The sequence below is a fragment of the Yersinia sp. IP36721 genome, assembly GCF_003634395.1.
Taxonomy (GTDB): Bacteria; Pseudomonadota; Gammaproteobacteria; order Enterobacterales; family Enterobacteriaceae; genus Yersinia; species Yersinia entomophaga.
The window spans coordinates 12,177-26,420 of the sequence record NZ_QCZL01000030.1 but is presented as its reverse complement, the minus strand read 5'-3'; the positions used below and the strand labels follow the sequence as shown (position 1 = coordinate 26,420).

Genomic DNA, 14,244 nt, shown 5'->3' with positions numbered 1-14,244 from the left:
TGCCGATATCACCCATCACTGCGAAAAATAATGTTCAACGGGCAATACGAGCGAAAAATGGTAGTGATTGACTATGCAGAAACCACCGGTAACGATGAGCTACCGGTGGCTGATTGACTAATCTGGTGACCTAAAAGAATCAGGAAGAGGATATCTGCCCTTCTGATTTACCTGCCGGACTCTTATTCGACAATGTCGCCTGCAGTTGATCGTTATCCAACTGGTTACACCATTTCGCGACCACAATGGTCGCTACGCCGTTACCGACCAGATTGGTCAGCGCCCGCGCCTCAGACATAAAGCGGTCAATACCCAGAATCAGTGCCAAACCGGCCAATGGTAAATGTCCAACAGCGGAGATAGTCGCAGCCAGAACGATAAAGCCGCTACCGGTCACGCCAGCTGCGCCTTTAGAGGACAGCAGCAATACCACCAGCAGCGTCACCTGATGCATGATATCCATGTGGGTATTGGTTGCCTGAGCAATAAATACCGCCGCCATGGTGAGGTAAATGGAAGTCCCATCGAGGTTAAATGAATAACCTGTCGGAATAACCAAACCCACTACGGATTTTTTACAGCCCGCACGTTCCATTTTCTCCAGCATCCGCGGTAATACGGATTCTGAGGAAGAGGTTCCCAGAACAATCAGTAATTCTTCTTTGATATAGCGAATAAATTTGAAGATATTGAAGCCGTTAGCGCGCGCAATGGAGCCTAGCACCACCACCACAAACAAAATACAGGTAGCGTAGAAGCAGACAATCAATTGGCCCAGTTGCAACAACGTACCCACGCCATATTTACCAATAGTAAACGCCATCGCACCGAAAGCACCCAGCGGAGCCAGGCGCATAATCATATTGATGATACCGAAGATTACGCGGGAGAAACTTTCAATTACGTTAAAGATAAGCTGACCTTTTTCGCCTAAACGATGTAAGGCAAAACCAAACAGTACGGCAAACAGCAAGACTTGCAGAATATTACCGCTGGCAAAGGCGCCAATCACGCTTCCGGGAATAATATCCAACAGGAATGGAATTATTCCTTGCTGAGAAGCTTGCTCCGCGTACATGGCAACCGCTTTAGCATCCAAAGAGGCAGGATCGATATTCATCCCTGCTCCAGGCTGCACCACGTTCACAATAACCAGGCCGATCAACAGTGCAATCGTACTTACAATTTCAAAGTAAAGCAGAGCAATGGCACCTGTTCGCCCGACCGCTTTCATACTTTCCATTCCGGCAATACCGGTCACGACGGTACAAAAAATAACCGGAGCAATAATCATTTTAATTAATTTAACAAATCCATCGCCCAGAGGTTTCATCTGAGCACCGATGTCAGGATAAAAATGGCCTAATAGGATACCTAACGTGATTGCCGTTAATACCTGAAAGTAAAGGCTTTTAAAGATGCTGGTTTTCATATCAATGTCCTTTTGGAGAATGCACGGCAATGTGTCGTTATGGTCTCCGCAAATGAAAGGGACGCTTCATTTTTCTATCCGCGCTAGCGCGAAAAATAACACCCCAATAACAATATGTAAGTCATTTATTATCGTAAATTGTCCCATTAACACGAAACTAAGAACTGAAACGCTTCAAGAAAAGGTAACTGGAGTGGAGCAGTGAAATATTCTTTGCTACCGAGCCGGTCTGAGAGACCTGATAAGGGAAAGGATAAATAAGAGAAGGTGGGGATATTGCGAACCAACGTTGACCGGACAAACCCGATCAACGTGGCAGGAAACTGGCCTCAAACTCTTCGCGCGGCACCGGACGGGAGAACAGGAAACCCTGCCCGCTCGTCACACCGTGGTCTAACAACCATTGACGCTGAGCTTCATTTTCTACGCCTTCGGCCATCACGCGCAGTTTGAGCACATTGGAGATACTGCCGATAATTCGCGCCATCGCATCATCCTGCGGTAGCGTGTGGACGAAACTTTTATCGATCTTAATCATGTCGATGGGCAGACATTTTAGGCGATTGAGATAATGCAGGCTGGAATAACCCATACCGAAATCATCCATTGCGATGGAAACGCCGAGTTCATGCAGCTCACGCAACAGTAGCAACGCCTCATCCAGATCGGGAATACGGGCAGTTTCGGTGATTTCCAGCATTAACTGGCTGGCATCAATTTTGTAATGACTGAGGATAGTTTTGAGGTGCGGTAAAAACGTCTCATGCTGCACCTGCAAACCGGAAATATTCACCGCCAAGGGCAATTTAATGCCTTGTCGCTGCCAGTCTGCCAGTATCCGGCAGGACTCTTCCAATACCCAATTACCCAGCGGCACCATAATGCCTTTTTCTTCCACCAGCGGAAGAAAATCCACCGGCGAGAGGTAAGTACCATCGGCCTGATTCCAGCGCAGCAACGCCTCCGCGCCTATGACTTTTTCATTACGCATGTCCCACTGCGGCTGTAGGTGCAATATAAAATCACGTTTCTCAATGGCTCGAAGAATGTCATTTTCGTAAGTCAGATGCTTTTGCGTTTTTTCCGACAAATGCTCTTCGTAATAGAGAATCTGATTTTTACCCTTATGGTGGGCTGCCACCATGGCAGAGCTAGCACTGCGCATTAAATCTTCAGCGCTTTCATGCTGATTAAGATATTGCACGATGCCAATACTGGCTTTCGGACGCAACTGCATGTTTTCAAAGGTCAGAGGAGCGGTAATCTGCGCCATAATCCGCCGGGCAAGCTGCATCGCCGGGAAAGGTCGCGATATCTCTTTTGCCATGACGGCAAACTCGGTTTTACTCAAATGGCCCAGCAAGCAGTTCTGGTCAATGCACTGCTCAAGCTCCTGCACTATGGTCAGCAACAGCTGCTCATGCTGATGTTCCGTCATGACGCCGGACGCTTCATGCAGCGTTTCTATGCCAATAACCAAGAGGTGAAATTTTTCTGGTCGAACAGGGGAATCAATGTGCTCATTCAACATGGCTAAAAACAGCGTGCGATTCGGCAATTCAGTCACCGGGTGGCGGCTGCTGATACGGCTCATTTCCGCATAGGCTTTCGCTAACAAATGCTGGTTACGATTATAATTTCGCGCCAATACCCCTAATTCATCATCAAGATGACGAGCGGGCATGGAAAGCTGATGATCTAACACCTGATCCTGAGAGATATTCTCCAGTTCACGAGCCATTGAGCGCAATGGATGCACGATTAACCGGTTAATACACCATGTAATTGAAACGGAAAGAATCAATGCTAACAACAGATAGGTTGAAAGCATGGTGGATAAGGTATTAAGAATAAATTGATAAATACGGTAAGAATCAGCCTGTAACACCAGATAAGCCAGGGGCTTAGGGTTGGCGGGGACTCTTTCTAATGAATAGAGCGGAACGGTAATTTGCACCGGCAGATTAAATACCCGGTTAACCCAATTGGGTACCGGCTGCTCTGGCTTAAAATTAGCGTGTAATACCTGTAGCTCATTAGGCAACACCACATCTGCCCGACTCAAAATCCCAATCGGCAATGTGCTCTCCAGCACACGTTTAGCACCTGGAATATCGACGCTGAGTATGGCCGAAGAAAGGGGGTTTTTAACGGAATACGCGATACTCTCCAACTGCTTGGCGTAGTCATCTTTGCGCTGCTGCACAAAATGGAACAGTTGAATGACAATAAAGATACAAATCGTCACCAGCGCCACACCGGACACCGTTGCCATTTGCTTTATCGTTAACGAATGCCTAACCCGCAAACTTTTTCTCCGCCTATCGTACCCGTAAAAAAGCGGCTTTATCATCAAGCCAACCGCCAACTCAGTCTGAGTATACTCGATCGTCTGCCGATTTTATCTTGCGAGACTAAACTGATGGGCAAGAATATCGCGGGTTTTGGCGTTTTCCTATCAGGATCCTGCTTTTTATAGCGTAAAAATCACTTTTAGAGCAGTTTTTCACCAGGCAAACCGCCCCGAAAGATTATTTAAAATCGGCGTAAGGTACCAACGGCTGCGGCGGCATATCCAGATCGCCCTGCCAGCCCGCCATTGAGTATCGCAGATACACCAGTGCATGACTTGGGGTGTAGTCTTTCGCCTGCTGAATATCAATACCGGCACCCAGCGTCCAGTGAGAACTGAGTCGCCGCTCTATCAGCGCTCGCAGGGTATAACCCACGCCGCTGCTGCTGTCGCCGAACTCGGTTGCGTTGCGATCTCTGATTTCCTGCAAGCTTGGCGACAATAAACCTTTCAGCGGATAACGCGGCTCATCGCTGGTTGCCGAATGAGAAAGAGAAATCGAGCCACCCAGTTCCCATGACCAGTTTTCCGTGCGCTGGCGATAATTCACCGGAATAGCCACAGACAGGTATTTTTGCGGACTGTAATAGCCCCCTTGCCCCAAGGTGTAGCCGCTGAGGTCTTTTTGATAGTGCCACCACATTCCGTTCAGACCCACGGAAAGGCGGCGGTTATCTTCGTTAATCAGCTTGTAGTAATAGCCGGTCATCAAACGCAGGCGTTGGTTATCCGCAACGTTTTGCCCCGTCAGATAATGGTAACTGACATCGCTCCAGACTCCGTGCGCTTCGCCACGATCGTAACTGGTACCCAAGCTGACGCCGTTGGCGCGAACGCCGCCCCAGGTCACATTGGTATTGGGATCTTTTGTTCCGGCAAACGCCAGTAATGAACTGGAAATCGGGCGGCGAGATGCCGTTGCTGTCCAGCCAATATGGTTCCAATCGCTGCTATAACTGACGCCACCGACCACATCAACCACATCAAAACCCATCGGAGTGGTACCGATATCCGTTTCCCAGCTATCGTTTTGCCAACCGGCGGCAATACTGGTACCGGTTGCCCGCTGGCGCATGTTAGCTACACAAGGATTTTCAACGTCATAGCAGGTGCCAGCCTTATAGCGTTCATTGGCATTGAAAGTACCTGCATCCATTTGAATGGTATCAGCACGGAAGAACGCCCGTCCATCAGACAGCGGCGTATCCACCTGTAACATGGTGTTGTGGGCATTCAGATCGGAAATACCTTCTGTTCCGCTGGAACGAACATAATCATGATCCAGCGTGACCCGCGTATCTTGTTGACGATACAAATCGGCGGCATCGGAACGGATACCGCGTTTCAGCCAGTCATCCGTAGCCTGATTGCGCGTAAGAAGCGTGTAGCTGTCGTTATCCGCTGGCAGCGTTGGCGTGATGCCGCTACCAACCATGGCCCGCTTATAATCCTCCTGCGCCAACTGCGGATCGCCCAGTTTTTGCGAAAGACGCGCCGAATCACGGAACACTAACGCGTTAGCCTGAGATGGGCCTTCTTTCTCAGCCTGTGGTTTTAGCTGCTGGAAGATGGCCGATGCCTTTTGTGGATCGCCCACGCCGCTCCAGGCATTCGCTACACGCCGCTGGGTATTTAGTGTTGCATCTTTCGCCACCAGAGAATCGCCTTGCAGAAGCTGGCGCGCATCGTCGGTTTTCCCCTGAGCCACCAGCGCTTCGATTTCTCCCAAACGAGCGTCTGGATTATTGGGTTCACGAACACGAATACCGCGATAGCCGGCTAGCGCCTGCGCGTAGTCGTTACGCTCCAGCGCCCAGTCCGCCAGCGTCATATCAATACGCGTACTCGGCGGCTGCTGACGTAATAAAGCTATCGCCGACGGTTCATCCCCGCCAGTACGTAGCCGTTGGGCATTTTCCAATACTCGTTCGAATTGAAGTCGTTGATCCAATTCGCGAATATCATCATTCCATTGGCCCTTAGGAAGCGTGGCCAGGTGGCTAAGTGCTTGATTGTCTCGCTCGGTGCTAGAAAGATATAGCGCATAAGCATAAACCTGCTGGGGATCGGCCGGTTTGCGTACCGCCAACCCGGCGAATTCCCTGTCAGCCTGCTGCGGCTGCCCGCTTTGATACAGCGCCTGCGCCAAACGATAAGTCAGCCAGACATCGTCCGGCGCCATTTTCTGCGCCTGTCGGTATTTTTCCGCTGCCTGATGCCACTGTTGCTGCGCCGCGAGTTGCTCGGCCTGCTGTTTCAGCATATCCAGCTTCAGCCCGTTCAGCGTGTCGCGCATTTTCGCCTGTTGTCCCGCCGGTAAACCGCTGAGGTAAGCCATAGCTCTTTCCGGAGACTGACGCTGGTAGATATTTGCTAGACCGCGCACCGCACTGCTGTTACCGGGTTCCAGACGCAACGACTGCTGGTAAAGCTGTTCAGCGGTTTTATCATCATGGCGCGCTACGGCAACGTCGGCTAAACCCAGTACCGCGTAGCTGTCGCTGCTATTAAGCTGGCGCGCCTGCTGATATTTCTGCTGTGCCAAATCAGGGTTACCCGCTTTCAGGGCTTTATCTCCCTCATCCGCGAGTAACCAATAATGGTTGGTTTTAATCAGGCTGGTCCATTTATCGCTGTTCAGCCCAGTTTTATCGACTTTCTGCGCCTGTTCAAACAAACTAGCAGCTTTTTGCCGATCTCCGGCTCGCGCATAGGCGATACCTAATGCGCCCAAAACGTCGGCGTCATTGGGGGCAGTAGAAAGCGCCTGTTTCAGATCAGGAATGGCATTGCGGCTCTCGCCACTATCCACTCGGGACAATCCGGCCAAGCGTGCCTGATAGCTGGGATCGGACAACATTTTTTCCTGCCGAGCCAATTCGATACGCGCTTTATCACCCGCGGTACCACCGGCGAAAACATCGAGAAAACGATTCAACAGAGAAATACTCTGCGGGCTAACAGGCAACGCTTTGATTTGATCCATCCACAAATCGGCAGCCGGTGAGTTACCCGCAGGATCCGCAGCCATTTTTTGGAGTAAAGCATAGGCCTGATCATCCTGTTTTTGACTAAACAGCATTCTGGCTAATGCCATACGCAGCGGAATATTACCGGGGAACTGTTGATCCAAACGCTGCAACTGCTTCATCGCCGTCTGCTCTTGCCCCGGCAAACGTGCCACCAGCCGCCAGTATTCCACCGCTAAATCCAGCGTTGGCAGCTCACCTTTCAGTAGCAGGTCATATTGGACTTTCGCTTCCTGAACGCGGCCAGCGGTGGCCAGCAATCGCGCCTGCTGTAATTTCTGCATGACTTCGGGCTGCGTAAGCGCCAGCGCCATTTTTGACTGGCGATAAATATCGGAATTCGGGGCAAGCTGTTGCAACCTATCCAGCTGTTTTTTCGCCTCTTCCGTGTTCCCTTGGCGCAGTGCCTGACGTATTCCCGCCGCAGCAACTTCCGGGTTATTTGGATCCATCAGGCTGAGGCGATACAAGGATTGGCGCACCAGTTCATCTTTATGGGTAGCTTCCCCCAGACGAACCTGTTCCAGAAGAAATTGAGCGGGAGCAACGGCCTCTGCGCCTTTAGCCTGGGGCAATAACGCCAGACTAAAAGGAAATACGCTCAGCCAGTTTAATTTGAAGTTACGCATTGACTGCCCCAAGAGGGTAAAAGCTCACCCTGCCGATTAAAACGATAACGATTCTGTGCCCATCCCTGACCATAAAGCGTCAAAACGGAACTGTAATAAGCGTCGGAGCCGGGAGGTGATTCTTCCACCCGCTGCGTCTGTTTTTTCAATATTTGTGAGCCACTTGCCGTTGCGCTGGCGCTTAACAACGGCAATAGGGCGGCCGAGAAACCTACAGGCCCGTTGCCCGTCGTTTTGCCACTGGCGGTATCGGTTTTCTCTGGTGGAAGCCCTTGCTGCTGCGTCACTTCAACCATCGGCTGAAAACGTTCGATTAGCGCCGCTTTCTGTGGGCTGTCGTCCGCTAACATACCGGCCCAGAGATAAACTCGAATGGCATCGTAGCTGCCGATATTGGGTTTCACTTTATCCGGCTGCCAGCCGTTGGTTTTGCGCCACACCACCCAATCCGGCGAGAATCCTTTCGGTGCTGTTTCCAGCCAGAGTCGCTGATTTACCGACTCCATTGCCTGCCACGGCCCTTTTTTCATACTGGCAAACCGCGCCAATAACTGTGGCGGCTGATAGCTGGGATTGACGCGCCAGGTATCTTCGTCAACAAAACCCACTTTTCCCGGTAATAGCATTCGGCCTAAACCCGGAATATGCGCCACCTCTTCTTTGGCAATCCGCTGCAATAGCAGAGTCCCCATTGTGGTGTAGCGGCGACTATTCCACAGCCGTCCGGCCTCCAGCAGATCGTAGGCAATCCACAGATCCGCATCGGAAGCGGAATTGCTATCCAGCACGCCCCAGGTTTTATCCTTTTTCTGCCCCCACGACCAAGCGGGCAGGCGAGCGGTTAAATCTCCCGCCGCCAGATTGTTTTCCGTCCAATCCAACAGCAGGTTAAAAGCCGCGCGATCGTTAGCTACCAGCGCAAAAAATAGCGCATAGCTTTGGCCTTCCGAAGTGGTCAGCATTTCGGGGACGCTAGCATCAATAACGCGCCCCCCTTGGCTTATATAGTGTTGTTTGAACTGCTGCCATGCGGGCCAATGACATTCTGCCGCTGTTGCCCCGCTATAGGCCAACAGCAACAGGCTGCATATCAGTCGTTTAAACATCACAACCATAAAACCTAGTCCCTCTCATCTGGAGATAAACGACGGCGGCTCACTGCGCGCAGAACCCGCCACAACATCACGGCAATCAGCACGACAACCAGCACCGCAACCGCAGCCAGCAGCACTGGATGGGTGGATAAGGCGTACCAGATGCGTTCCCACCACGGCAGATGGCCGACGCTGTAGGTATCGCCAACCCGCAGACTGTTAACGCCGGAATCACGAATCACCGCCACGGAACCGAACACGGCCGCACGTTTGCCAGTATCCAGCAAAGCATCATTCAGCAATTCATAACCCTGCGGGCTATCAGCCAGTAATGCGACGATGCTGCGTTGATCGAAATAAGGAGATTGAACCCCGATAATCGCCGACATGGCGCCTTCGGAGCTGATGGCCGTTTTACTATCAGGCACCGCATCCGTTGGATCGATAGTTGCCGCCGCGACAATCGACTGGCGATTCGGCATTTTCACCCAGCTTTGAGTCGCATCAACCAACAGGTTGATTTTCTTATCATCCCGCAGTTCTGGCGGAATAGAGCCAATCATCAGAATATCGGCATCTTTGTCCTTCGCCTGGCTCCAATCATCGGTAATGCTGATGCCCACCGCAGGATAACCGACCTGCGCACCGATATTCCCCACCGTATTCAACAGTGCGGTAACCTGAGCGGGCTGCGGCTTAGGCTGTACCAAAACCAAGGTTTGGGATAAATCGGCCATACGGCTGAATGGGAAGCCTGCATTGGCAAATGAGCGCAGATCCGGCATTTCCATAAAGTGGCGATAACCGGAGAAATCGATCGTGGAGTTTTCGTCGATCACCACATGGTTAGGCGAGGTGGTGAAGGTTTCGCAGCGCCCTCCGGCATTGCTGGCAATAAGCGTGCTGTAATCGAAATCAAAGCGCAGTTGATTGGTCATACCCAATTTCAGCGCCGGGATCGTCACCGCTCGCGTGCCGTCTTGTAGACCCTGAATCAATGGTAAACGCAGAATTTTGGCGCTTTCCTGACGATTAGGCACTAGCGGATAATCGGTAAAGAACTGATCATTCAGGCTGACGCTTAAGCGTGAGCCGTCTTTCAGGATCGGTGCCGTATAACGATATTTCAGCTGCATATCGATACCGGCACTGCGTAGCAAGAACAGATCCGGCGGCAAATTCATCGAAAGCAAGATCGGTGACGGCATCAACCCACTACTTTGTAACTGTTCAGGATATTGCTGTAGCTCGGCAAAGGTCATGGGTCTTTCGGTACGCACCCAGTTTGGCGCATCGTAAGGCACACGCGGAGCCAGCTGCTCAACTTTGTCTACGGTCACATTTTGACCGCGGAACAGAATGTTACCTTGAGCAATACCCGTTGCCGCCGCAATCAGATCCTTGTCATCCCGCCCGAGAACCAGCAGTAGCTTCACGTAAGGATTATCCGGGTGACTGATCATTTCCACCGTTGGCGCATTCACCGCCGGATAATCTTTCAGAAAATCAGGCCGTTTGTCATTGGTGGCAAAAATCACCCCGTGACGATCGGGAATCTGATTGAAAACTGCAGGGAAGTGTTGACCGCGCCACTGAGCTTGCTCACCAAACCAGGAAGCCAGAATTGCGGCCGCTTTTTGCTGAGCCACATCAGGAGCCGCTGCAAAAACAATTGGCAATGTTAGCGGGCGGTTATCTCGCGCATCGAAGAAAGGCTCAGGGAAATGAGACAAATCATTCTTCAGCGGCAGTGACTGATAGCGTAAGTCCAGCGAGCTATTCTTACCGATATCCAGCCACAGCGTACTGTTTGCCGGATTTTCACAGTCATTCTGATAATGCCCGATAAAGACCAGCCGCAGACGGTTGAAGTCGGTAATGTAACGAGGATCGATGGATAGCTGGATGCGATTCGGTTTACCCAATTGTTCGCGGGTAATAGCCGTCACGTTCATTAGCTCATCGTTCAGGTAGACTTTGAGCTGCGATTCGATCGGCGTTAGCGACGGCGACGGGGTAAACTCCAGATTCAGAGTTGCCTGTGTCACCACTTCATCGCTACGTACGCCAAATTCCAACTGACCGTCCGGCTTAACGCCCCCTAGGGAGAAATTGCCCGGCGGCGGAGCCAATTTGGCAAAAGGATGCACCACATCCCTCACCGGCGCGGCCTGCGGTATAGCACTATCCGCAGGCGTAACGGCCAACGAAGGATCGACTGCCGCGGGAGAGGCCAACGTCGGCTGTTCGGACGCCGTAACGGTTGGGGTCGTTTCGGCATGAGACAGTGTCGTTAGCCCCAAAGCCATTGCTGTAAACCAGGTTATTTTTCTAATCATCATATCATCATCAATGTTGAGCCACTGTCTGGTCCTGACTCCGCAGAGTCTGACCCTGTCCTACGCCATGAGGAACAAATGACGCTACCCACGCAAGCAAAGAGGTAAATCCAACCAGTACATTACGAATAAGCGGCGGCGCGTAATTCGCCATACGAACATAACCCCGGAAACCCAACGCCAGAACATCGCGCAGACTTTCGATAGGTTTATCTTCAGGGAAACTGTCCTGCCACAGCGCCCAGGTATCGGCGCGGGCAAAAGTACACTGGATAAAGTCGATGTGCTGAGCCACGCTCAGTTCGTCAATACGCATCCCGACTTTTCTGCCAAATGCCCGAGTGACCTTGCAGGGGAAGATGTATTCTTGCTGACCGCGCTTCAGTAGCAAATTGACCGCCTCGCCGTCCTGTAATAGCCCTTCGTTACGCATTTCAATCCCTACGCCACCGTCGGAATAGTCACGCAATGTACAGGCAAACAGGTGACCGTCTTTTCGCTCAACCGCCGCGGGCATAGCAATTTCCACCCGGTGCGCCTGACGAACCTGTTTAGCTTCAACCGCCACGGCCACGGCACCACCCAGAATCGTCATGTTGTAAATAACCCACACCAAACTGATTATCACCGTCATGATTTCGTTGGTCGGCCCATTCCCCAAACGCCACAACCCGGCAATCAATCCCGCCAGATTGAGCAGCACCAGCGCGATATAAGGACGGGTGATAACCCAATCCACATGTTGCTCTTCTATCAAACCGCCTTTGGCCGTTACGTTAAACTTCCCTTTATGCGGATTCAGTAGCGCGACCGTGGTTGGACGGGCGATATACCACGCCAATACGGTTTCGTAGATTTCACTCCAGAACGAGTGGCGATATTTACCCTGCAAGCGGGAGTTGGTCAGGCTAGCGTGAATCATGTGTGGCAAGACGTACAACGCAATCGCCAGCGCCGGAGCAAAAATGATGTACGCATGCATCAGCAAGAAGGCTAGCGGTGCGGTTAGGAAGATCAGCCGCGGAATACCGGCCAAAAAGTGCAGCATGGCGTTGGCATAACACAACCGCTGGACAAACTTCAGCCCCTTGCCAAACAACGGGTTATCCAGCCGGAAGATCTGCACCATGCCTCGCGCCCAACGAATACGCTGGCCGATATGCGCCGAGAGGTTTTCCGTCGCCAGCCCCGCCGCCTGTGGAATACGAATATAAGCCGAAGTATAGCCCTTACGGTGAAGTCGCAATGAGGTGTGGGCATCTTCGGTGACGGTTTCGACGGCAATGCCGCCCACATCATCCAGCGCGCTGCGGCGCAAAACGGCGCAAGAACCGCAGAAGAAGGTCGCGTCCCACATGTCATTCCCGTCCTGCACCAAACCGTAGAACAGCGTGCCTTCGTTTGGCGTCTGACGGAAACGTCCAAGGTTGCGTTCAAAAGGATCCGGCGAGAAGAAATGGTGCGGCGTCTGCAACATACCCAACTTTGGATCTTTGTAGAACCAGCCCAGCGTTAGCTGTAGGAAAGAGCGGGTTGGCACATGGTCGCAGTCGAAAATCGCCACAAACTCGCCTTTAGCCTGCTTCAACGCATGGTTGATATTACCGGCCTTGGCGTGCTCGTGGGTTGGGCGAGCGATATAATTCACGCCAACCTGATCGGCAAAGGCTTTAAATTCCGGTCGATTACCATCATCCAGAATATAGATATTCACCTTATCCTTCGGCCAATCTATGCCTAACGCCGCGTAAATTGTGGGTTTTACAACACCCAGATCTTCGTTGTAAGTCGGCACCATAAGATCGATGGTCGGCCAGGTCGAAATATCCTCCGGCATCGGTACCGGCTGGCGATTAAGCGGCCAGATAGTTTGGAAGTAACCCAGAATCAACACTACCCAAGCGTAGGTTTCTGCCAATAGCAGCAGTAAACCGCAGACCAGGCTCACCGGGTCGTCCCAATTTAGCGTTTCGGTATAGCGCCACCACAGATAACGGCAGGAAACGGTAAGCGATAGCACAATCAGCATTAGGGTAGGCAAACGCCCCGGAATACGCCGAACCACCATCGCGATCGCCCATAGCAGCAGAACAAACACAAACTGCGCCATCAAACCAAAAGGTTGGGAAATACAAATCAGCGCCAGAATTCCGGCAAAAATACCCAATGAGATAAACAGAATGCGTCGGGTACGCTGCTGCAAACGACCGACCCACGCCACTAACGCCTGCTCCCAGCGACTTTTTTTGACTTTTTCCGGCAATATATTCAGCCAGGAGCGATAGCTCAGCTTTTTGGTGCGAACCCAGCCCGGAGCCATATCGACGGGCTTCGGTTTTTTCTCCCGCGGTTGAGACGAACGCGTCAACACCAGCCACAGGCCTTGCAGCAAATAACGCACCGCATCTGCCAAGCGCGGACGGCGATTAGCAATATGCGGGAACCAGTAACGACGATTCTGAATTACATTTTGCCAGCTCGGAGATTCAAGACGCAAAAATAGCCACCCCAGCGCCACCGCGAACGTGGTCAAAAAAGCGGTCAGAATCGTGCAGCCCTGGTCCAGATAGTGGTTATATCGGTGCTGTAGCCTCTGATAGACCGGAGGCATAAAAAGTCCCCGAATTAACAGGCTCATAGATTTTTTTCCGCGCCGTGAATCAGACACCAATTTGCCAGCGTATTGATTTCTTCCGCAGCCAGACTTTGCGGCGCATATTCACCCAACGGCTGCTTCGCCGCTAACGCTTCCGCAACGGCTTCATCACGATGAATAAATAGCGGCAATAAATTGCGCAAACTTTGTAGCCACAATTGATGCATATCTTGCTGTAAGTGGCTGGCAGAAGAGAATTGATTCAATAGGAAATGACAGCCAACCGGCAGCGCCTGTTGGTGCAAACGAGCATGAATCGCAGCATCGGCGGCGATCAGCAACAGCACGTGATCCGCCAACGCCAGCGCTTGCTGAGTGAGCGGGCTATCTCCTGCGGGAACATCCAGCAAAATCCAGCGGTGATCGCCAGCGGCCTCTAGGTCAGCCAGCTTTTCCTGCCAGTCGAACGAAGCTAAAGAACCGGACAGATGGCGCTGCTCATTCATATTGAGCTGGCCAAAAGGCAGGAAATCCAGCAAAGGCATATAACGCATGGCTTGCTGCTGCCAGCGATTACCATCCATTGCCGCCCGCGCCCAGCCGTTCGCCTGTTCGTAAGGCATATTAAAATGGAGACGTAATAAATTATCAGACGAGAAATCAATGACCAGCACCGATTCCTCAAGCTGTTGTAATGCCCAAGCGAGTGCAGCCGTAATGGATGTCGCACCAACACCGCCTCTTAGCCCTTGCACCGCAATCACTGGCATAA

General features: G+C 51.8%; 7 protein-coding genes. All 7 read right to left on the bottom strand.

The window, feature by feature from the left end:
- Window positions 1-139: 139 nt before the first annotated feature.
- Complete coding sequence (locus tag DBA33_RS18110) at window positions 140-1,432, bottom strand: dicarboxylate/amino acid:cation symporter (protein ID WP_064515761.1); 1,293 nt, start codon at window positions 1,430-1,432, stop codon at window positions 140-142.
- 307 nt (window positions 1,433-1,739) lie between these two features.
- Window positions 1,740-3,740, bottom strand: a complete 2,001-nt coding sequence (gene hmsP, locus DBA33_RS18105) for a biofilm formation regulator HmsP (RefSeq protein ID WP_205582787.1) — start codon at window positions 3,738-3,740, stop codon at window positions 1,740-1,742.
- A 223-nt stretch (window positions 3,741-3,963) separates the two neighbouring features.
- Window positions 3,964-7,443, bottom strand: coding sequence for a cellulose synthase complex outer membrane protein BcsC (gene bcsC / locus DBA33_RS18100; protein ID WP_120806926.1), 3,480 nt, complete (start codon window positions 7,441-7,443; stop codon window positions 3,964-3,966).
- Window positions 7,425-8,558, bottom strand: coding sequence for a cellulose synthase complex periplasmic endoglucanase BcsZ (bcsZ, locus tag DBA33_RS18095; RefSeq protein WP_120806935.1), 1,134 nt, complete (start codon window positions 8,556-8,558; stop codon window positions 7,425-7,427). The genes bcsC and bcsZ overlap by 19 nt, the downstream gene beginning before the upstream one ends.
- A 5-nt stretch (window positions 8,559-8,563) precedes the next feature.
- The gene (gene bcsB, locus DBA33_RS18090) at window positions 8,564-10,876 is read right to left on the bottom strand and encodes a cellulose biosynthesis cyclic di-GMP-binding regulatory protein BcsB (RefSeq protein WP_162975238.1); all 2,313 of its coding nucleotides are present in this window, start codon (window positions 10,874-10,876) and stop codon (window positions 8,564-8,566) included.
- A 10-nt stretch (window positions 10,877-10,886) separates the two neighbouring features.
- A complete protein-coding gene (gene bcsA, locus DBA33_RS18085; RefSeq protein ID WP_064515771.1) occupies window positions 10,887-13,514 on the bottom strand; it encodes a UDP-forming cellulose synthase catalytic subunit in 2,628 nt (875 codons plus the stop codon).
- The gene (bcsQ, locus tag DBA33_RS18080) at window positions 13,511-14,242 is read right to left on the bottom strand and encodes a cellulose biosynthesis protein BcsQ (RefSeq protein ID WP_064515773.1); all 732 of its coding nucleotides are present in this window, start codon (window positions 14,240-14,242) and stop codon (window positions 13,511-13,513) included. The genes bcsA and bcsQ overlap by 4 nt, the downstream gene beginning before the upstream one ends.
- Between the last annotated feature and the right edge of the window lie 2 nt (window positions 14,243-14,244).

Bases quoted from the DNA above. Each gene is read 5' to 3' on its own strand.
- DBA33_RS18110 (WP_064515761.1), bottom strand. From the start codon at position 1,432: ATGAAAACCAGCATCTTTAAAAGCCTTTACTTTCAGGTATTAACGGCA.
- bcsQ (WP_064515773.1), bottom strand. From the start codon at position 14,242: ATGCCAGTGATTGCGGTGCAAGGGCTAAGAGGCGGTGTTGGTGCGACA.
- bcsC (WP_120806926.1), bottom strand. From the start codon at position 7,443: ATGCGTAACTTCAAATTAAACTGGCTGAGCGTATTTCCTTTTAGTCTG.
- bcsZ (WP_120806935.1), bottom strand. From the start codon at position 8,558: ATGGTTGTGATGTTTAAACGACTGATATGCAGCCTGTTGCTGTTGGCC.
- bcsA (WP_064515771.1), bottom strand. From the start codon at position 13,514: ATGAGCCTGTTAATTCGGGGACTTTTTATGCCTCCGGTCTATCAGAGG.
- bcsB (WP_162975238.1), bottom strand. From the start codon at position 10,876: ATGATTAGAAAAATAACCTGGTTTACAGCAATGGCTTTGGGGCTAACG.